Consider the following 18,498-nt stretch of genomic DNA (forward strand, 5'->3'; position numbering starts at 1 on the left):
AACGATATAATAGATGTGGGGGCAAGACCCCTTCGTTACTTTCATTTAATACTGATGAAAAAGGGGGAAAGTCTATGGAATACAATATTGAAAAATCAATGTTGAAATCATTAGGGATTGAAATAATAGAGTTGAGTAAAGGGAAAGTCATTGCCACGATGCCAGTTGATGAAAGAACATGGCAGCCAGTTGGATTACTTCATGGTGGTGCTTCCGTGGCACTTGCTGAAACCGCTGCGAGTATTGGTGGCTATGAGCTTGTAGACAAAACAAAAGAAGCTGTTGTTGGACTCGAGATCAATGCCAATCATATTAAAGGAAAACGTTCTGGTATTGTAACAGCTGAAGCGAATATTCTTCATAGAGGAAAAACAACGATGGTTTGGGACATTAAAATTCGTGATGAAGAAGACCAGCTTATTTGCGTATCCCGCTGTACATTGGCAGTTATTGTACTGAAACAGAAAAACTAACACATCTATCAATTTACGACAGGGTCTAACTTAGTACTCCATCACACAGTTTAGCGTATTATTCCCCTTCAATTAAACTGTATGTAGCAGTTTGCGGGTTCTGACCCTTTCGTAATGAACTCCCCCTTCAAACTTTCCTGCGCATTCTTACCTTTTACTACCCTTTCAAAGCATCTTATAACAAGTTCCGCACAAGCGGTCTAGCCGCTAATAGGTTTTATCTCGCATGAACAGGCGTCCCCCAATTCAAGGCTTAGAGGAATCGAAGAAGCTAACAAGGTAAAGACGTGAAATGACTTCATGCTGAACTAGGCTAATCATAGATTTATTATGTATGATAGAAAGAATTTATTTAATAATTCTTTCCCCCAAGCAACGAGACAAGCTGATGCGTATGATGCTGTATAACGACTGTAGCATCTTCTGCTGTTAGTATTCTTCAACTAATTTTTTTAGTAACAAAGATATAGGTGGGGGACAATTGCCCATAGCCTGATTGGTGAGCTACTGTGAGTGCTTTTTACGGTTTTTGATGAGGCCGATAGGATGAAGGTCAAATTGACGAAAGACTAAAGAAGCGGCGCATTTAGTCTGTGATTCACTGAATCTTAGTTCGCACTGTTCGATTGATCGAAGTTGAAAGCGAAGATCTTAGCGACAGTAGAACGGGGCTAACCATCAGTGAGGGTAAGTTCTAACAAATTGGAAGAGGAATTGTTGATAGAGATGTAGAACAATGTTAGGGAAAGAAAAAAACTAAATTTTTTATAATATTCTGTTATAATACAACAATAAGTTTTTAGAAAAGGGGGATGAAAGACATGGAACAATACTTATTCATTGACTTTGAGTTTACCATGCCAGAGGGAAAGGGGAAGCCTGAGGGTTTTTATCAGGAAATTATTGAAGTCGGCTTTGTTTCTGTAATAGATGATAAATTAGGTGATCAATTTTCTTCGTTTGTTGTTCCTAATAAGTTTTCACATTTAACAGAGCGCTGCAAAAGATTTCTTCATATTTCTCAAAGTCAGGTAAATCAAGGTATTAGTTTTGCCGAACTTGTAATATTATTACAAAGTTATGATCAGAAGTGTCCAACAAAGATCGTTACATGGGGAAATATGGATATGAAGGTGTTGCGTAATAATTGTCAAAAAGCTGGAGTGGAGTTTCCTTTTACTGGGGAACAAATTGACTTATCAATGGAGTATAAACGCTTTTTTGGAGATCAAAACCAAACAGGTCTGTGGAAAGCGGTACAGGCTTATGGAAAAGAAGGAACAGGACGGCACCATCGTGCTCTTGATGATGCGATGACAACGTATAATATTTATAAATTAGTAGAGAAAGATAAAAGCTATATGAAAAATCACCAGCCTACAACGATTGGGGATCGGATTGATTTGTCTAAAGTTTTAAATAAACTTGTATTATAAAAGCCAAATCATAAGAATTGATTTGGCTTTTACGCATTTATTTAAAATAGTCTTTCTCTAGTTCTTCGATCTGTTGCAGACTTCTTTGATTCCAATCGTCTTGAGTCTCTGACAGCTTTTGTTTCATCGCTTCAACCGATTGTTGCAGCGATTGTTTATAATCGGGAATCTCACTTGTGTACGCTCTAACCATATTTTTAGGCACATTCATTTGTTCACGGAAAGCGAGTGCTCGGCGCTGATGGAACAAGGCGACATCAACTTGTTTTGGATGGTGTAAATCACCTTGCATAGGGTGCTTGGCAACAGCAAGAACACGGACAAGATAAGCGTTTGGCCTCTCTTCAGTAATTTCCCCTAAATATTTCCCTGTTTTATAAATCGCGGAAACCTTGTCCCCAACTGAAAATTTCTCTTCACTCATTTCTATTCCCCTTTTCCTACTAAACTTTCTTCATCATACAAAATTTAAAGAAGGCTTTCAAATACTGGGAGAGGAAGATATAAATTAGGGTTACTATTGTGTATTAATAAAATGGACAAGATGTTAATTAAATCCTTTCAAGTAATATAAAAAAGAGACAAATCTAGTCGGAATTCATCATTACCGGCAAGTCGCTTGCACTTTGCTAATGGATTCGTGTAAAGTGTACAATTGAAGCACATAATAGTAGATTCATTATTATGGACGGATTATTTATAGGAAAGAAGGGATTTTAAATGACGAACTATCCACAATTAACATCTGAAGTATTAGAAAATGAAAAAGCAGTCATTATGGAAACGAGCCAAGGAAATATCAAAATTAAATTTTTTCCTGAATTAGCTCCAAAAACAGTTGAGAACTTCTTAACACACGCTGAGAACGGCTATTATGACGGGATTATTTTCCACCGTGTAATTAAAGATTTCATGATTCAAGGTGGGGATCCACAAGGAACTGGTATGGGTGGAGAAAGCATTTGGGGAGCTCCATTTGAAGATGAATTCTCTATGCAATTATTCAATCTGCGTGGCGCATTATCTATGGCCAATGCTGGACCAGGGACGAATGGAAGTCAATTCTTTATCGTTCAAGCACAACATGTTGACTCAAGAATGGGTGAACAAATGAAACAAGCAGGCTACCCAGAAGAAATTATTGAAGCTTACATGTCAACTGGTGGTACTCCTTGGCTTGACCATAAGCATTCTGTTTTTGGACAAGTTGTGGAAGGCATGGATGTAGTCGATGCCATTGCTAATGCAAAAACAACTTACGGTGATAAACCAGCTGAAGACATCGTGATTCAATCGATTAAATTAGTCTAAATTCTAGAGAAACGGGAGAGATTGGTCTCTCGTTTCTTTTTTTGATCACCACTTATTTCCTCATGAAAAAACCTCTAGGTGCTTTTATAAAATGGCTGTGGTAAAGAATCATATTCTTACAATGCACATTCAAGTTTAACAGAGCCAAAAATAAAGATAAGGAGCGTAGACATGTTGCCTCTAGAAAGTTATATTCGAAGAGTTGAGTTGAAGAGAGAGGCTATTCCTTCGTTTGATACCTATCCGTTCAGTTTGCCGGCCGTTCGTCCTTTGACTAATGTTGAACTTCATCCCAATATTACATTTTTCGTCGGCGAAAATGGTATGGGGAAGTCCACTTTACTGGAGGCGTTTACTGTTGCTTTCGGTTTTAACGCGGAAGGAGGCACGATTAACTTTAACTTTTCTACGAAAGAGACCCATTCTAATTTGTACGAATATGTAAGGCTTGTGAAGGGGACGAAAAAGCCGAGGGATGGTTTTTTTCTTCGTGCTGAAACGTTTTATCCCGCATTAACGAGCAGTAAGTCCCCCACCTCAAGGTTTAGGGGAATCGAAGAAGCGTAGGTGGGGGATAACTGCCCGTAAAAGCCCGATTGGTTCAACTAACAATCAGTGGGGGAAGAAAGACCCCGCTGATTGAAGTTTCACTTTATAATGTCGCGTCTACGATTGAAGAATTGGACATAGGTGGCTTCGGGCCGAGAATAATCGATTCTTTTGGCGGTAAGTCCCTTCATGAACAATCTCACGGGGAATCATTTTTCGCCGCTTTTACGAACCGATTTAGCGGACAAGGTATTTACATATTGGATGAGCCTGAAGCCGCCTTATCTCCACTTCGACAACTTTCTTTGCTATCGAGAATGCAGGAGCTTATTCAACTTAATTCACGGTTTATTATTGCTACTCATTCACCCATCATTATGGCGTATCCCGATGCGAAGATTATCGAAATGACAGAAGAAGGGCTGAGCGAGACAAAGCTTGAGGACACGAATCATTATACAATCATGAAGCAGTTTTTTGAAGATAAAGATCGCTTGCTTTATCATTTGTTAAAATAACTAGGGAGATTTAGCTACATACTGGTTTGACGCCTGTATTTTGAATTCGACTCATAAATATTTTACAAATTCAACGCATAATTCCTCGATTTTGACACGTATTATGCGTTTTTAAGTTCTAACTGAAGCCTTCTTATAACTCTATTCAATTTAAGTCGCGAAATGGAAAAGTAGTTGTTATAATTATGATACAAGAATTGGTATTTTTAGAAAGGATGTAATCAATGAACGTTCTTTTACCTACTGTACTTGGCTTGTTTCTCTATTTTCCAGAAGATAAGTCAGAATATTTCCCCGCTGCCATTTCGTTTACCATTTTCATGATTGCTTGTGTTTTTACGATGAGGTGGATCATCAAAAAATCACGGAAAGAAGAGCTAAAAACGAAGAATTTAGAAGAAGAAGTAACCCGTAGAAATCAACATTTAAAGAAAAACTCGTTGCATTAAAGCAGAATAAATAATCAAAGGATCTCCTAAAAAGAGCCAGACCTCGCACTTGTAGTTACGAGATCTGGCTCTTTGCTTTTAGAACATCCTTTTTCTTATGCTTCTTCAGAAACGACAGTGAATCGTTCGTTTACATGTTTAGGATTATCAAGTTCATCAAGCACAGCGATAGCGTAGTCTTCGTAGCTTACATAGCTATTTCCTTTTGAGTTCGTGAGCAAGTGATCTTTACCTGCTTGATAAGATCCTGTTCTTTTGCCGACTGCAAATAATGCGGAAGGACTTAGGAATGTCCAAGTAATGGAATCCGTTCCTTGCAGGATTTCAAGATTTTTTCCTTGATTCGCTGCAGTAGCCTTAAACATATCTGGGAAGTCAGGGGTATCAATCACACGGACTTTTTTATCTGGATCAACAAACAAGCTACCAGCCCCGCCGACTACGAATAATTTTGTATTTGGTGCTCCTTTTAATGCTTCGATAAGAACATTTCCAGCATCAACATGTAAATGCTCCTCTCCAAATGGTGCACCAAAAGCGTTGACTACAACGTCAAAATCTTTTAGATCAGCAGTCGTTAAATCGAAAACATCTTTTTCTAAAATAGCGACTCCTTCTACTTGAAGTTTTGCAGCGTCGCGAACAATGGCCGTTACTTCATGATTTCTTTCTAAAGCTTCCTTTGCAATGCGGCTTCCCGCTTTTCCTGTTGCTCCAATTACACCTATTTTCATAATTATTATACCTCCTAGTAATTGTCTATTTGTAACTACTTTTGTTACATCTTAGGGGTGAAGAAGAGGCTGACTCTAAATCAAAGGGTCATCCTCGTTCTGATATCTTGTAACGATTTGCTTGCCAGTTCCTTTTCCATTGCAGTCTGTGCTGTATGAAACGTATCTTCTAAAGCAGATTGGATGTTTTTACCGACAGGACATTGTGGATTTGGATTTTCGTGCATCGAAAATAAATCTTCTTTTTCTTGAACGGCTAGGTAAATGTCTAAAAGTGAAATCTCTCCTGGATCTCGGGTCAAGACAGCCCCTGGTGTTCCGACTTGCGATTGAAGAAGACCTGCTTTTTTTAGCATTCCTGTGATCCTGCGAATGACAACTGGATTGGTATTCACACTGCCAGCAATATATTCTGAAGTAACCTTTTCTCGCGGACCAGATGCAACAAGGGAAAGAATATGAATGGCAACAGCAAAGCGGCTGTTAATCATCGCACTCACCACCTATGTAACCATTATAGTTACATTGAATTTGATTGTCAAATAAAATTTAGCTAGTGTTCCGCTAACATATAAGTTACCCATTTTCGGGACTTCTAATTTTTACACTGAACATAACTTACTCACTCTAAATGAGGCATGCCTTTTTTTATGGGAAGAAACTTCCGTTAGTGAAGAGTAATACTTAGGAAATACTACAAGAAGGAAATCCATTTGGTCTAACCGAGAAAGGATGGAGTATATGCCTTCAAAAGAACAATTAAACCAATTGAAACAGCAATTACAGCAGTCTAAACAGGAGCTAGAAGAAAAATTAAGCGATAATGGTAACTTAGGATTGCTTAGAAGCTTTGCTCATGATTCAACAGGAGAATTATCAAGTTTTGATAACCATCCAGGTGATGAAGGTACAGAATTATATGAGAGAGAAAAAGACATCGCGCTTTATGAACACGCACGCCAATATGTAGATGAAATCAATCATGCGATACAAGCGATGGAAGCGGGGACGTATGGGAAGTGTGAAGTATGTCAAGCGGAGATTCCGCTTGAACGATTGCAAGCGATTCCGACGACAACATTTTGTAAGGTGCACTCACCTTCCCAGAACACTTCCCAAAATCGACCTATTGAGGAAGAGGTAATATCGCCTCCGTTTGGGAAATTCGATAATGATGATCAGAATGAATCGGTCATTTATGATGCCGAAGATACTTGGCAGGAGGTAGCTAGTTTTGGGACTTCAGAATCGCCATCTGACTTTGCCTATCCTCCTGATGATTATGAGGATATGTATGTAGAATCAGAAGAAAACATCGGCTATGTGGAAGATTATGAGAACTTTGTTGGTGTTGATATAGACGGTAAGAATATTACGGTGTATCCGAACTCACAACATGAGAAATATGAGGATGCTTTAGATGAGGAAGGGATTATGACTACATTCGGTGACCTGCCGCAGTATGAACATGAACCTTACGTAGAAGAAGACTGATTTCCTATAAGCGTAAAAGCCATTGTGCTTTTGCGCTTAATTCCTTTAAAGAAATCACTACCACGCATAAATCTCATTTCAGGCACGCAAAGTGTTTAATCTCGCGCGCAAAAATTGATTCAGGCACGAAAGGGCAAAGTGTTCCATCTAGCTCAAAGTCTTAATTTATGGCTCTTTTCGTAAAGATTGTTGTTTTAGCAAGAAACCAATTCGGACAGATGTTGATTGTAGTGGAAGGTGCGAGACTCCTGCGGGAAAAGCGTGTTGAGGGAGACCCCGCAAGTGCAAAGCACTGAGGAGGCTTCTGAGACCGCCCGCGGAAAGCGAGTACCTGCAACGGAAATCAACCCGGGTTATTAGTGTAAAAATGATTGAAAAGCAACAAAGTATGTGAAAACAGCCTAATTTATAATCATTTTTAAGTCGGAAAATTTCTCCGATGGCTCGGTCTTTTCACATATCTGCTGTAGTCTAAAATCATTCGAAAAAAAAGGGATTTAATCATTCAATATTGGGAAACAATTTTTTTAGTATACCTTTTTCACTTTAGGAAAAAATAGATGGGATAGAGTGAAACTTCCATAAATGGGGGTATTACAGCATGGACGGGAGGTAGTATGTTGAAAACAAGATTGAGTATTATGATTATGTTGCTTATGCTAGTTGGTTGTGCAACGGAAAGTCCAAAGAAAATTGACGTAACGATGCGAAATGCAGACGGGGACTCACTGGGGAAAATTACTGTTCAGGAGCAGTCTAAAGGTGTTTCGCTTGATATTGATTTAAAGGGACTGGAGCCTGGTGTACATGCCATTCATATCCATAACAAAGGTTCATGTAAGGCTCCTGACTTTATTTCAGCTGGTGATCATTTTAACCCAGATAAAAAAGAACATGGTTTGCTTTATCCGAAAGGGGCACATGCGGGAGATCTACCAAATTTAATTGTCAAAGATGATGGAAAGACGAAAGTGAAATTGGATGCTCCAAACGCCACGCTTAAAGACGGGAAAAATACTCTCCTTACTAAAGACAAAACATCTATCATCATTCATGCGTCACCAGACGACGGCATGAGTCAGCCAGCGGGGAATGCTGGTGATCGAGTTGCTTGTGGGATTATTAAAAAATGAAGCATGTCATAGAGATTAGTTTTTTTATGCGTCAAATCTGGGATATTATGCGAAAGAGCAGATGCCAATATGATTGTTGGTGTCTGCTCTTTTTAATAAGGATGTCAGAAATCTAAACTAGTTAAGTCAATGCCCGTTTCAATCTTTCCAGTCCTTCTAGAAGGACTGAACGTGGGCATCCAACGTTCATTCTCACAAAACCTTCCCCACCTTGACCGTATTTCAATCCAGGTTCAAGAGCGAGCTTTCCTTTATTTAGTAAGGTGTCTTGTAGTTTTTCATCCGTCCAGCCTAGACTGCGACAATCAATCCAAATTAAGAAAGAAGCATCAGGATTCATAACGTTAAGAATTGGCAATTCTTTTGCGATGAAAGATTCGGCAACTTGAATATTTTCCTCAATATAAGGAAGTAATTCATTTAACCATGGTTCGCCAAATTTATAGGCTGCTTCCATTGCAGTTAAGCCAAGCAGATTGATCCCATGAAAGGCATTTTTCATTTGAATTTTTTCAATTTGTTTCTTGTGTTCCGGATTGCTGGCAAGGAGAAGTGAAGCCTGTAGCCCGGCGATATTAAATGTTTTACTTGGAGCCATTAAGGTAATGGTGCGATTAGCTATACTGTTGCTTAGAGAAGCGATGGGAATGTGTTTGCTATGTGACAGAGCTAAGTCCGCATGAATTTCATCACTGACGATTAGGACGTCGTATTGCTCACAAAGTTCCCCGATTTTTATTAGTTCTTCTTTTGACCAAACTCGTCCACCTGGATTATGTGGGCTACAAAGCAGGAATAGCTTGACTCCGGATATTAATTTTTCTTCAAAGTCGATAAAATCAATTTCAAATCTTGCGTTTTTGATTAATAAAGGACTATTGACTACCTTACGATCAAGATGTTCAATCATATCAAAAAAAGGCTTGTAAACAGGGCTTTGAATTAATATTTGATCACCAGGATTTGTAAAAGCGCTAATGGCGGTTCCGATTCCAGAAACAACCCCGGCGCTATAACCAATCCACTCACTCTCAATTTGCCAATCATGGCGGTTTTTCAACCAATTCTGGATTGCGCTTCCTATCGCGTTTGAAGGAAATGTGTATCCGAACACAGGATGACTAATTCGAGCATATAATGCCTCTTGAACTTCTTTGGGACTGGGGAAATCCATATCGGCTACCCACATTGGCAGCGCGTCGCTTGTCCCGTAAACTCTTGACAATGCATCCCATTTTTCTGAACTTGTATTTTGTCTATCAATCACTTCATCGAAAATTGATTGCTTCATCAAATCCACCTCTAAAATTTAAATTATCCCGCAATAACAGGCAGTAAGCCCCAACCTCAAGATTAGGGGAATCGAAGAAGTATGGTTGGGGATTAATGCCCAATCTATTTACGATTCCTAGCCCTATTTAAAGTCTAAGCTGTAATACTTTTTGGCAAACTACGCCACGATGTATTCCATCTTATGCTTGTCTGACTAACAATCAATGGGTGAAGAAATCCCCACAGATTGAAGTTTCACTTTATGATACTATAATAACATGTGTAAACCATTTTAAAGTAGGTGATAATTGGATGAATACGCAACAAGTAAATATGGCGATGGCAGAAGTGCTCAGAAGCTGGGATCCATTTCAGGAAGGCGAGGATTTTTACGAAACTGAAATTGCGGATGTGCTTCTAGCAATCAGAGATATCGAGACCGCTTCAGAGCTTGCTGGGAAAATTCAGGGGATTTATGAATTTTCATTTGAACAACAGCTCGCTTTTGACGATTGCTTGAACATAGCTGAACAGCTATGTAGCATTAAAGGAAATGAAAGCTGTACGCTATAATACATGAACCTGTCCGAAAAGAGTTTGACCACACATTCTATACACTGTTTATCCGGCTATAACGGTCAATACCTCCCACCTCAAGAATCAAGGAAGCGTAGGTGGGGATAACTGCTTAATCTAGTTGCGTCTCCTAGCCCTAACTTAAGATCATAAGCTGTAATACTCTGTAGCAAACTACGCTAAGCCGTATTCCATCTTGTGCTTGTCGGACTATCACAGGATGTGGGTCACACAGACATTGCCGCACAACGCGGCATACTTAGTCTGTGATTCATTGAACCCTAGTTCGTACTGTCGATTGATCGTAGCGAAAGTGAAGATCTTGCGACAGTAGAACTGGACTAACAATCAGTGGGGGTGAAGAACCCCCTGATGGAAGTTTCACTTTTTGTGTCATATAAACGAAATATAGTAGATGTGGGGTCTGAATCTTTCGTTGTTTAACTACGTATTATTTTCTTAAAAAATCATGGATGTAGTTGTACACTTCTTCTGGCTTTTCTTCAGGAATCAAATGTCCTGCTTCTTTTAGGATGATAAGCTGTGCGTGAGGCAGATCTTTCTGCAGCCTTTTTCCGATTGAGAGCGGTACAACTTGGTCATGTTCACCCCAAATTAATAAACAATCAGTGTTAATAACTTGTAAATCATCTTCAGACAAATCTCCCTCAAAATGTCGTGCCATTCTTCCGAGCGCTTGAAACATTCCTTTTTGTAGAAAAGGTTCTAAATAACCGTTTCTCATTTCATCATCAATCATCTTCTTGTCATACACAACATTGTGTAGATTTTTTTCGATTCCCGACTTTCCGAGATACCAACGTATAAGAAGTGGGAAAAAAGGAAGATAAGTCGCTGTTCTTACAGAGGGTCTCATCGGAGCTAAGTAGCTAGAACCTGACAGTAGCACAGCTTTTTCGACAAGATCAGGTCTTCGTTTACAAATTTGCAAACAAAGTTGGCCGCCCATAGAATGACCAATCAAGATAACCTTTTTTAGGTTTCTCGTTTCTAAAAAATTGATAACGGAACAGGCTACATTATGATAAGAATACGTATAGGAAGAAGACTTTTCACTTTTTCCAAAGGGTGGATAATCAATAGCGAGTATATTGTAGTCTCCTTTGAAAAAAGGAGTGAGCTTACGGAAGCTGAAGGATGAGGATAAAAAACCATGCAGCAACACGAGTGTTGGAGCATCAGCATCATATCTTATACATTCACAATACAGCTCGATTTCGGATTTTGTCTCTACTGTTAGATCTATCATGGAGCTCATCTCTCTTTGTTAAATTTTTTTAAATTTGTCTATACTTTGTAAGACCTTATTCTATCTATGATGTGCATTAGGTTTAGCGATATCAAACTGAATTAACCGATATTTGGAAGGAAGGTAGACCCCCTGATGGAAGTTTCACTTTATATAACAAATTCTACCCCAATTTGCTATAATAATTAAAGAATTCTGCTATAACAGAATCTTTATCTCGCCTTAACGGGCAGTGAGCCCTTCCTCAAGCAGAGGAACAAAGTAGACAGGTGGGGCAACTGCCCGTTAAGGTCCGATTGGTTCAACGAACAATCAACGGGGGGGAAGCCCCCCACTGATTGAATATTCACTTTATCTTTATACATAGTTCTCGAATGAGACTAAAGGAGGCTGTACTATGCATTTAACGGAAAAGGAATTGGAAATACTACAAATTATTGAACAAAACAGCCGTATTGATTTTAATGACTTAGCGAAAATGGTGGACGCAGAAGAATCAGAAATTGCGGATACTGTACAGAAGCTTGAAGATATGAATGTTATCGTTCGTTATGCGACAATCATCAACTGGGCGAAGGTAGACACATATCACGGTTTAACGGCTATGATTGATGTAAAGGTAACGCCAAAACGTGGCGTTGGATTTAATGAAGTGGCACAAAGAATTTACCGTTTTAATGAAGTGGAATCGGTTTATTTAATGTCTGGTGCATATGACTTGTCTGTTGTTGTGAAAGGACAGTCAATGAATGAAGTGGCTCAGTTTGTATCGGACAAACTATCTACTTTGGATTCGGTTATTTCTACGACCACTCACTTTATTTTGAAAAAATATAAACATGATGGAACAATTTTTGAGCCAATTAATGAGGAAGACAAAAGAATCGTGGTGTCACCATGATCCAGACAAGCTTTGTATCGAAAACAATTGCTGATCTTAAACCATCAGGAATTCGTCGCTTTTTTGATTTGGCTGTTAATATGGAAGGCGTTGTTTCACTTGGTGTAGGCGAGCCGGATTTTGTGACGTCATGGAATGTAAGGGAAGCTGCAATCTTATCGTTGGAAGAAGGTCGTACATCTTATACTGCAAATGCTGGATTGATAGAACTTCGGCAAGAAATCGCTTCATATATGAAAAAAAGATTTGCTGTCTCGTATCAACCAGATTCACAAATTATTGTGACGGTCGGTGGGAGCCAAGCGATTGATATTGCACTTAGAGCGATTTTAAATCCCGGTGAAGAAGTTTTGGTTGTTGAGCCTTGCTTTGTTGCTTACAGCCCGCTTGTAACATTGGCGGGAGGTGTTGCTAAAACAATTCAGACCGTTCGGGAAAACGAGTTTAAGCTTACAGCTGCTGAGCTTGAAGAAGCCATTACGCCAAATACAAAAGCAATTATCATGTGTTCGCCTAATAATCCGACAGGAACCCAACTTAGGAAAGAAGAATTAATTGAAATTGCAAAAGTTATTCAAAAGCATAACTTAGTGGTCATTTCAGATGAAATTTATGCTGAACTTGCTTATGATGATGACTTTACTTCAGTGGCAGCTATAGATGGTATGATGGACCGTACTATATTAATTAATGGTTTTTCCAAAGGGTTTGCTATGACAGGTTGGCGTCTTGGATTTGTTTGTGCACCAAAAGATATTACAGAAGCGATGTTGAAGATCCATCAATACACAATGATGTGTGCATCGACAGTAGCTCAATATGCAGCTTTAGAAGCACTGCGTAATGGTATGAATGATGTAGAAGAAATGAGAAAAAGCTATCGTCAGCGTCGAAATTATATTGTGAAATCGTTCAATGAAATTGGACTAGATTGTCATATTCCAGGCGGTGCATTTTACGCATTTCCATCTATTGAGAGAACTGGATTGTCTTCACAAGAGTTTGCTGAAAAGCTTTTATTTGAAGAAAAGGTTGCTGTAGTTCCAGGTAATGTGTTTGGTGAAAGTGGAGAAGGACATATCCGATGTTCCTATGCATCCTCTCTAGAGCAGCTTCAAGAAGCAATCAAGCGGATGAGCCGGTTTGTTGAAAAGTATAAATAAAAAGATAGGATCTCCTAAAAGTAAAAGTGTAGACCTGCCATTTCTATCAACCGTGTACATGTTGTTAAGTAACACGATAAACGTTGATGGAAAGCGAGTCCCCCTTTTTTAGGAGATCCTATTTTTTTAAATAATACCAAGCGAACTCAGTAGAACAAGTATAATTCCAATTGGTGCGATGTAGCGGATGATAAAATACCAAATCTTAAATACTTTAGATGAAATGGTAGAACCAAGCTCTAGTTCATTTTGGACATTTATTCGTTTCATTTGATACCCAATAAATAGTGAAATGAACAGTGCACCGACGGGAAGAGCAATATTACTTACAAGATAGTCTGCTAAATCGAATATTGATTTGTCGAATATCGTAACATCAGAAAGTACACCGAAGGAAAGCGCGCTTGGAATGCCTACGATAAATACTAAAATACCAGCAATCCAAGTAGACTTTTTTCGCTTTGTTGGATCATTTTTTGACATAGCTGCGACAATAATTTCAAGAATCGAGAAAGCTGAAGTAAAGGTCGCAAATGCAAGCAGGATGAAGAATATCAGCATGAATAAACTGCTGAGAGCCATTTCATTAAATACAGCAGGAAGGACGACAAAGACGAGTCCAGGTCCGCTCGCAGGATCAAATCCAAGTGCAAATACGGCTGGGAAAATAACAAGTCCAGCAAGAAGACATATGAAAATATTCAAACCAACAACCGATAATGCTGATTTTGTTATATCTTCCTGTTTCCCTAAATAAGATGCGTATGTTACCATGACAGAAATCCCGACACTAAGTAGGAAAAAGGCTTGTCCTAACGCCAATAAAACCGTTTGTCCTGTTAAAATAGAAAAATCAGGCTTTAAAAGAAATTCAACACCAGCATAGGCTCCTTTAAGTGTCAATGAACGAACCAGCAACACAAGAAAGAGAATGAAAAGTGCAGGCATCATAATTTTATTTGCTTTTTCGATGCCGTTTTGAACCCCGCCCTTTACGACAACAATCGTTAATATCATAAAGACAAATTGTGCCAGTACTGTTTCATAAGGATTACTAATAATTGTTTCGAACAACTGTCCGTATTCATTTTGAGATAACCCTGAAAGGGAACCTGTTATGCTTCGGCTAATGTAAGAAAGAATCCAGCCGCCAACAACACTATAAAATGAAAGCAGGATAAAAGAAGCGACAACGCCGCCATATCCAACTAGTACCCATGCTTTACCTGGAGCGATGGATTTGTAGGCACGTACTGCATCTTTTTGGGAATGCCGGCCGATAATAAATTCGGCGATTAAGATGGGTGCTCCAATTAATAAAGTGAATAGGATGAAGAGCAAGAAGAACATGCCGCCTCCATTTGTTCCAGTCATGTAGGGGAACTTCCAAATGGCACCTAAGCCAATTGCAGAACCAGCAGCTGCAAGGATAAACCCAATCTTAGATGTCCATTGTTCTGGTTTTGACATAGATATATAACTCCTTTTGCATTTATTATCGTCAAAATACATAAAGCGATTAATTTTATTATCGTACTATTTTATTGTCGAAATGTGTAGACTTTTTTTAAAAGATAGTCTATTTCCAACAATTCCCCTTTGATAATATGGTTAAAGGTAGTACAAAAGAGGAAACTTTAAAATAAGATTCGCTTTTTTGAAAATGAAGTTTGTTACCTTTGATTATTTTTAAAATCTATGATATAATTTTTTATTGCATGTAAAGAGAAAAAATTTACTTAAAAATAGGAGTGTTACAATGTCTACTAATTACGAAATTGGAGCAGTTGTTGCTGGTAAAGTTACTGGTATTCAACCTTATGGTGCTTTTGTTGCTTTAGATGAATCTACACAAGGTTTAGTTCATATCTCTGAAATTACTCATGGATATGTTAAAGATATCAATGACCATTTAAAGGTTGGCGATGAGGTTCAAGTGAAAGTTCTTTCAATTGACGAAGCTAAAGGGAAAATCGGTCTTTCCATCCGTGCTACTGAAGAGGCTCCTGAACGTACAGAAGCTCCTGCTAATAAAGCCCCTAAAAAGCGTCAAGCAGCTGTTAAAACTTCAACTAACACTGATTCTTCTGAAGGCTTCAACACATTGAAAGATAAACTTCAAGAGTGGATTGAACAATCTAAACGCGAAGATTTAATCAAGAAATAATGACGAGTAAGCTGGTGGTCCGTTTGGATCAACCGGCTTTATTTTTTGCTTTGGCTATGTTAAAGCTCGTTGTTGATTTTGGTACTGTGTTGATTGGAGCGGAAAGTGTACTCCGTTCGTTTCATCAATAGCCAAGTTTAACAGAGCCTTGCTTAGAAACGATACATAATTTATCTTACATTTTGCCCCTTTAAATTGTGCGTTGTGTTGAATAGGTCGCAGATTTGTTGATAGTATCATCTGATCAGTAAAAGGTTCTAAACCAATCTTTTGTAATTATCAGAGTTCTTGTAGATAATAAGAGTAGAAAAAGGAGGGAAAAGTGTGGAGAATTTTATATATAAAAATCCGACTAAGCTTATTTTTGGAAAAAATCAGCTTGCTCAGTTAAAGAAGGAAATACCATCATTCGGTAAAAAGGTACTCATTGTTTATGGTGGGGGCAGTATTAAGAAGAATGGCTTATATGAAAAAGTAATGGCAACCCTAAATGAAATCGATGTAGAGACGTTTGAACTAGCTGGTGTGGAACCAAATCCGCGTATTTCGACTGTTCGTAAAGGTGTAGATATATGTAAGGAACATAAGATTGACTTTATCCTTGCTGTTGGCGGCGGCAGTGTAATTGATTGTACGAAGGCGATTGCAGCTGGTGCGAAGTATGATGGAGATGCATGGGATTTGGTGACGAAAAAATCACCAGTCGAAGCAGCTCTACCTTTTGGAACTGTGCTTACACTTGCTGCGACCGGTTCTGAAATGAATGCTGGCTCGGTCATTACGAATTGGGAAACAAAAGAGAAATATGGCTGGGGAAGTCCAGTCACGTATCCGCAATTTTCAATTCTAGATCCAGAGAATACTTTCACAGTACCAAAAGATCAGACTGTCTATGGAATCGTTGACATGATGTCGCATGTGTTTGAACAATATTTTCATCCAGCAGCAAATGCACCTTTGCAGGACCGTTTTTGCGAATCACTGCTCATTACTGTAATGGAAACAGCTCCGAAGCTTTTAGAGGATTTAGAAAACTATGAGCATCGAGCAACGATTTTATATTGTGGTACGATTGCGTTAAATGGCTCTTTAGGAGTTGGGTACCGAGGGGACTGGGCATCTCATAATATTGAGCACAGCGTCTCAGCTGTTTATGACATTCCACATGCAGGAGGGCTTGCGATTCTATTTCCGAACTGGATGAAGCATGTTCTACATGAAGATGTTAGTCGTTTTAAACAATTTGCTGTCCGAGTATTCAACGTAGATCCAGAAGGCAAGACAGATGAAGAAACTGCTCTTTTAGGAATTGAGAAGCTTCGTGAATTCTGGTCAAGCATTGGGGCACCTACAAGACTTGCAGATTATAATATTGATGATTCTCAAATTGAAACAATGGCAGATAAATCAATGGTATATGGTGAATTTGGTACGTTTAAATCTTTAAATCGTGATGATGTATTAGCAATTTTGAAAGCCTCTCTATAAGTGCTTTTTACTTGAATAAATGGCCTAGTCTATCAGTTTCATACTTGATAATTTATTAGGTTGCAGGTATTTGTAAAAACATTCAGATAAAATTTTATATGGGTACGCTTTCACTGAGCCGAAGTCTTGATTATCAGGGAAGCTTTCGTTAAAGTGAAAGAGTAATCTAAAGAGATGGAGGAACGATAATGACACATGTACGTTTTGATTATTCAAAAGCATTGTCTTTTTTTGGCGAACATGAAATTACATATTTACAAGATGCAGTAAAAGCGGCACACAATTCCTTGCACGAAAAAACAGGAGCGGGAAATGACTTTTTAGGCTGGATTGACCTTCCTGTTGATTATGACAAAGAGGAATTTGCTCGTATTCAAAAAGCAGCAAATAAAATTAAATCGGATTCTGATGTCTTGCTTGTTATCGGAATCGGAGGTTCTTATTTGGGTGCACGTGCTGCACTTGAAATGCTGCAACACAGTTTTTATAATGCGCTTTCTAAAGAACAACGTAAAACACCACAAATTATCTTTGTCGGCAATAATATTTCTTCTACTTACATGAAAGATGTTATGGACTTGCTTGAGGATAAGGATTTCTCAATCAATGTGATTTCAAAATCTGGTACGACGACAGAGCCTGCTCTTGCTTTCCGTATTTTCCGTAAGTTATTGATTGAAAAATATGGAAAAGAAGAAGCAACTTCACGTATTTTTGCAACAACTGATAAAGCGAGAGGTGCTTTAAAAACTGTTGCCAATGAAGAAGGTTACGAAACATTTGTCATTCCAGATGATGTTGGTGGACGTTATTCTGTATTGACAGCTGTTGGCTTGTTGCCAATTGCGGTTAGTGGTGCAGACATTGAAGAAATGATGAAAGGTGCAGCTAGTGCCCGCACAGACTTCAGCTCTCCAGAATTAACGGATAATGCTGCATATCAATATGCGGCAGTTCGTAATGTTCTGTATAACAAAGGTAAAACAATTGAAATGCTGATCAATTTTGAACCAGGACTTCAATATTTCTCAGAGTGGTGGAAACAGTTGTTTGGTGAAAGTGAAGGAAAAGATCAAAAAGGAATTTTCCCAGCTTCTGCAAACTTCTCAACTGATTTACATTCAATGGGACAATATGTACAAGAAGGGCGTCGTGACTTGTTTGAAACGGTCATCAAGGTTGGGGAAGCACGCCATGAATTGACAATTGAAGCAGAAGATAATGATCTTGACGGTTTAAATTATCTTGCAGGTGAAACTGTGGATTTCGTAAATAACAAAGCGTTTGAAGGTACATTGCTTGCACATACAGACGGAAACGTACCGAACTTAATTGTAAACATCCCTAAAATGGATGCATACACATTTGGATACCTTGTCTATTTCTTTGAAAAGGCTTGTGCGGTAAGCGGCTATCTATTAGGCGTTAACCCATTTGATCAACCAGGGGTAGAAGCATACAAAGTCAACATGTTTGCTCTACTAGGAAAACCAGGCTTCGAAGAAAAGAAAGCGGAACTTGAAAAACGACTTCAACAATAAGATTGACTAAAAAGCACAGTCGA

Annotated in this window: 18 protein-coding genes and 1 pseudogene; 13 read left to right on the top strand and 6 right to left on the bottom strand. The window is 38.7% G+C overall.

What is annotated here, in order from left to right; translation table 11 throughout:
- Positions 1–74 precede the first annotated feature (74 nt).
- Both V179_RS0123970 and kapD read left to right on the top strand, forming a co-directional pair.
- The gene (locus tag V179_RS0123970; RefSeq protein ID WP_034302387.1) at positions 75–473 is read left to right on the top strand and encodes a hotdog fold thioesterase; all 399 of its coding nucleotides are present in this window, start codon (positions 75–77) and stop codon (positions 471–473) included.
- Between the two features lie 812 nt (positions 474–1,285).
- A complete protein-coding gene (gene kapD, locus V179_RS0123975; RefSeq protein WP_028393725.1) occupies positions 1,286–1,909 on the top strand; it encodes a 3'-5' exonuclease KapD in 624 nt (207 codons plus the stop codon).
- A gap of 37 nt (positions 1,910–1,946) precedes the next feature.
- On the opposite strand, the gene V179_RS0123980 is transcribed toward kapD, so the two are convergent.
- Positions 1,947–2,333: a kinase-associated lipoprotein B gene (locus tag V179_RS0123980; protein WP_028393726.1), complete on the bottom strand. Its 387-nt coding sequence runs from the start codon at positions 2,331–2,333 to the stop codon at positions 1,947–1,949.
- Between the two features lie 296 nt (positions 2,334–2,629).
- Here V179_RS0123980 and V179_RS0123985 point away from each other — a divergent pair, with 296 nt between their 5' ends.
- The 3 genes and pseudogenes from V179_RS0123985 to V179_RS0123995 all read left to right on the top strand — a co-directional run bounded on the left by V179_RS0123985 (position 2,630) and on the right by V179_RS0123995 (position 4,736).
- Positions 2,630–3,220, top strand: coding sequence for a peptidylprolyl isomerase (locus V179_RS0123985; RefSeq protein ID WP_028393727.1), 591 nt, complete (start codon positions 2,630–2,632; stop codon positions 3,218–3,220).
- A gap of 171 nt (positions 3,221–3,391) precedes the next feature.
- A pseudogene (locus V179_RS32585) lies at positions 3,392–4,287 on the top strand (AAA family ATPase).
- A 224-nt stretch (positions 4,288–4,511) separates the two neighbouring features.
- Positions 4,512–4,736, top strand: a complete 225-nt coding sequence (locus tag V179_RS0123995) for a hypothetical protein (RefSeq protein ID WP_028393728.1) — start codon at positions 4,512–4,514, stop codon at positions 4,734–4,736.
- 95 nt (positions 4,737–4,831) lie between these two features.
- Here V179_RS0123995 and V179_RS0124000 read toward each other — a convergent pair whose 3' ends face one another.
- Both V179_RS0124000 and V179_RS0124005 read right to left on the bottom strand, forming a co-directional pair.
- Positions 4,832–5,470, bottom strand: a complete 639-nt coding sequence (locus V179_RS0124000) for an NAD(P)-dependent oxidoreductase (protein WP_028393729.1) — start codon at positions 5,468–5,470, stop codon at positions 4,832–4,834.
- A gap of 80 nt (positions 5,471–5,550) precedes the next feature.
- Complete coding sequence (locus V179_RS0124005) at positions 5,551–5,961, bottom strand: Rrf2 family transcriptional regulator (protein ID WP_028393730.1); 411 nt, start codon at positions 5,959–5,961, stop codon at positions 5,551–5,553.
- A gap of 250 nt (positions 5,962–6,211) precedes the next feature.
- Here V179_RS0124005 and V179_RS0124010 point away from each other — a divergent pair, with 250 nt between their 5' ends.
- Positions 6,212–6,964 (top strand): TraR/DksA C4-type zinc finger protein, encoded by a 753-nt coding sequence (locus V179_RS0124010; protein WP_028393731.1) that lies wholly within the window; start codon positions 6,212–6,214, stop codon positions 6,962–6,964.
- A 617-nt stretch (positions 6,965–7,581) separates the two neighbouring features.
- A complete protein-coding gene (locus tag V179_RS0124015; RefSeq protein WP_028393732.1) occupies positions 7,582–8,097 on the top strand; it encodes a superoxide dismutase family protein in 516 nt (171 codons plus the stop codon).
- A 121-nt stretch (positions 8,098–8,218) separates the two neighbouring features.
- Here the strand turns inward: V179_RS0124015 and V179_RS0124020 are convergent, their stop codons facing one another.
- Positions 8,219–9,388, bottom strand: a complete 1,170-nt coding sequence (locus V179_RS0124020) for a MalY/PatB family protein (protein WP_028393733.1) — start codon at positions 9,386–9,388, stop codon at positions 8,219–8,221.
- Positions 9,389–9,681: 293 nt separating this feature from the next.
- Here V179_RS0124020 and V179_RS0124025 point away from each other — a divergent pair, with 293 nt between their 5' ends.
- A complete protein-coding gene (locus V179_RS0124025; RefSeq protein ID WP_028393734.1) occupies positions 9,682–9,942 on the top strand; it encodes a DUF1871 family protein in 261 nt (86 codons plus the stop codon).
- 454 nt (positions 9,943–10,396) lie between these two features.
- On the opposite strand, the gene V179_RS0124030 is transcribed toward V179_RS0124025, so the two are convergent.
- Positions 10,397–11,215 (bottom strand): alpha/beta fold hydrolase, encoded by an 819-nt coding sequence (locus V179_RS0124030; RefSeq protein WP_051405115.1) that lies wholly within the window; start codon positions 11,213–11,215, stop codon positions 10,397–10,399.
- Between the two features lie 397 nt (positions 11,216–11,612).
- Between V179_RS0124030 and V179_RS0124035 the strand changes: the two genes are divergently transcribed.
- Both V179_RS0124035 and V179_RS0124040 read left to right on the top strand, forming a co-directional pair.
- Positions 11,613–12,116 carry an Lrp/AsnC family transcriptional regulator gene (locus tag V179_RS0124035; RefSeq protein WP_028393736.1) on the top strand — a complete coding sequence of 168 codons (504 nt, stop codon included), beginning with the start codon at positions 11,613–11,615 and terminating at the stop codon, positions 12,114–12,116.
- Positions 12,113–13,279, top strand: coding sequence for an aminotransferase (locus tag V179_RS0124040; RefSeq protein WP_028393737.1), 1,167 nt, complete (start codon positions 12,113–12,115; stop codon positions 13,277–13,279). Before V179_RS0124035 ends, V179_RS0124040 begins: the two co-directional genes overlap by 4 nt.
- A gap of 126 nt (positions 13,280–13,405) precedes the next feature.
- Here V179_RS0124040 and V179_RS0124045 read toward each other — a convergent pair whose 3' ends face one another.
- The gene (locus V179_RS0124045) at positions 13,406–14,749 is read right to left on the bottom strand and encodes a sodium-dependent transporter (protein ID WP_028393738.1); all 1,344 of its coding nucleotides are present in this window, start codon (positions 14,747–14,749) and stop codon (positions 13,406–13,408) included.
- Between the two features lie 289 nt (positions 14,750–15,038).
- Here V179_RS0124045 and yugI point away from each other — a divergent pair, with 289 nt between their 5' ends.
- The 3 genes from yugI to V179_RS0124065 all read left to right on the top strand — a co-directional run bounded on the left by yugI (position 15,039) and on the right by V179_RS0124065 (position 18,475).
- On the top strand, positions 15,039–15,446 hold the full coding sequence (gene yugI / locus V179_RS0124050) for a S1 domain-containing post-transcriptional regulator GSP13 (protein WP_028393739.1): 408 nt from the start codon (positions 15,039–15,041) through the stop codon (positions 15,444–15,446).
- A 324-nt stretch (positions 15,447–15,770) separates the two neighbouring features.
- Positions 15,771–16,934, top strand: coding sequence for an iron-containing alcohol dehydrogenase (locus tag V179_RS0124060; RefSeq protein WP_028393740.1), 1,164 nt, complete (start codon positions 15,771–15,773; stop codon positions 16,932–16,934).
- Positions 16,935–17,122: 188 nt separating this feature from the next.
- Complete coding sequence (locus V179_RS0124065; RefSeq protein WP_028393741.1) at positions 17,123–18,475, top strand: glucose-6-phosphate isomerase; 1,353 nt, start codon at positions 17,123–17,125, stop codon at positions 18,473–18,475.
- Positions 18,476–18,498: the final 23 nt, after the last annotated feature.

Source organism: Bacillus cihuensis, assembly GCF_000504145.1.
GTDB lineage: Bacteria > Bacillota > Bacilli > Bacillales > DSM-1321 > Peribacillus > Peribacillus huizhouensis.

What these genes read in the sequence shown, in the direction of transcription:
- V179_RS0123970 (WP_034302387.1), top strand. Translation starts at nt 75, where the DNA reads ATGGAATACAATATTGAAAAATCAATGTTGAAATCATTAGGGATTGAA.
- kapD (WP_028393725.1), top strand. Translation starts at nt 1,286, where the DNA reads ATGAAAGACATGGAACAATACTTATTCATTGACTTTGAGTTTACCATG.
- V179_RS0123980 (WP_028393726.1), bottom strand. Translation starts at nt 2,333, where the DNA reads ATGAGTGAAGAGAAATTTTCAGTTGGGGACAAGGTTTCCGCGATTTAT.
- V179_RS0123985 (WP_028393727.1), top strand. Translation starts at nt 2,630, where the DNA reads ATGACGAACTATCCACAATTAACATCTGAAGTATTAGAAAATGAAAAA.
- V179_RS0123995 (WP_028393728.1), top strand. Translation starts at nt 4,512, where the DNA reads ATGAACGTTCTTTTACCTACTGTACTTGGCTTGTTTCTCTATTTTCCA.
- V179_RS0124000 (WP_028393729.1), bottom strand. Translation starts at nt 5,470, where the DNA reads ATGAAAATAGGTGTAATTGGAGCAACAGGAAAAGCGGGAAGCCGCATT.
- V179_RS0124005 (WP_028393730.1), bottom strand. Translation starts at nt 5,961, where the DNA reads ATGATTAACAGCCGCTTTGCTGTTGCCATTCATATTCTTTCCCTTGTT.
- V179_RS0124010 (WP_028393731.1), top strand. Translation starts at nt 6,212, where the DNA reads ATGCCTTCAAAAGAACAATTAAACCAATTGAAACAGCAATTACAGCAG.
- V179_RS0124015 (WP_028393732.1), top strand. Translation starts at nt 7,582, where the DNA reads ATGTTGAAAACAAGATTGAGTATTATGATTATGTTGCTTATGCTAGTT.
- V179_RS0124020 (WP_028393733.1), bottom strand. Translation starts at nt 9,388, where the DNA reads ATGAAGCAATCAATTTTCGATGAAGTGATTGATAGACAAAATACAAGT.
- V179_RS0124025 (WP_028393734.1), top strand. Translation starts at nt 9,682, where the DNA reads ATGAATACGCAACAAGTAAATATGGCGATGGCAGAAGTGCTCAGAAGC.
- V179_RS0124030 (WP_051405115.1), bottom strand. Translation starts at nt 11,215, where the DNA reads ATGATAGATCTAACAGTAGAGACAAAATCCGAAATCGAGCTGTATTGT.
- V179_RS0124035 (WP_028393736.1), top strand. Translation starts at nt 11,613, where the DNA reads ATGCATTTAACGGAAAAGGAATTGGAAATACTACAAATTATTGAACAA.
- V179_RS0124040 (WP_028393737.1), top strand. Translation starts at nt 12,113, where the DNA reads ATGATCCAGACAAGCTTTGTATCGAAAACAATTGCTGATCTTAAACCA.
- V179_RS0124045 (WP_028393738.1), bottom strand. Translation starts at nt 14,749, where the DNA reads ATGTCAAAACCAGAACAATGGACATCTAAGATTGGGTTTATCCTTGCA.
- yugI (WP_028393739.1), top strand. Translation starts at nt 15,039, where the DNA reads ATGTCTACTAATTACGAAATTGGAGCAGTTGTTGCTGGTAAAGTTACT.
- V179_RS0124065 (WP_028393741.1), top strand. Translation starts at nt 17,123, where the DNA reads ATGACACATGTACGTTTTGATTATTCAAAAGCATTGTCTTTTTTTGGC.